The following is a 657-nucleotide window of genomic DNA, read 5'->3' on the forward strand; positions in this document are numbered from 1 at the left end:
TGCTCCGGCAAATATCCACTGGCACCGCGATGGGCGATGACTATTTTTTCGTTGCTGTCCGCCGCCATTGCACTGCTTCCCATGACTATAGTGCTCATCATGATCGCCATGCTAAGGTTTTTCAGCTTCAATTTCATGCCATTAGCCTCCGTTGCGTTTTTGCAGTAATTGTTCATGGCGACGTTTTTCGCCAATCATCACAACAATCAACAAGATAACCGCCAGAATGCTGCCGCCAATCATTACCATAAAGCCGCCATCCCAGCCGAAGAAGTCCACGGTGTAGCCAACAATCGCGCTCGCCGCCACCGAACCGCCCAGGTAACCAAACAGCCCGGTAAAGCCCGCTGCCGTACCTGCCGCTTTTTTCGGTGCCAGTTCCAGCGCATGCAGTCCGATCAGCATCACAGGACCGTAGATCAGGAAGCCGATAACAATCATACAAATCATATCGACGGTTGGGTTACCTGCCGGGTTCATCCAGTAAACGATAGTCGCGATGGTCACCAGTGTCATAAAGAAAACGCCGGTTGCCCCACGGTTGCCACGGAAGACTTTATCCGACATCCAGCCGCACAGCAGGGTGCCCGGAATACCCGCATACTCATAGAAGAAGTAGGCCCAGGAAGATTTATCCAGCGCGAAATGTTTAACCTC

General features: G+C 52.2%; 1 protein-coding gene. It reads right to left on the reverse strand.

What is annotated here, in order from left to right:
- Positions 1-141: 141 nt before the first annotated feature.
- On the reverse strand, positions 142-657 hold a 516-nt coding region (locus K0040_RS22355), incomplete at its 5' end, for an MFS transporter (RefSeq protein WP_228110419.1).

This window comes from Terrisporobacter petrolearius, from assembly GCF_020748185.1.
Classification (GTDB): Bacteria; Bacillota; Clostridia; order Peptostreptococcales; family Peptostreptococcaceae; genus Terrisporobacter; species Terrisporobacter petrolearius.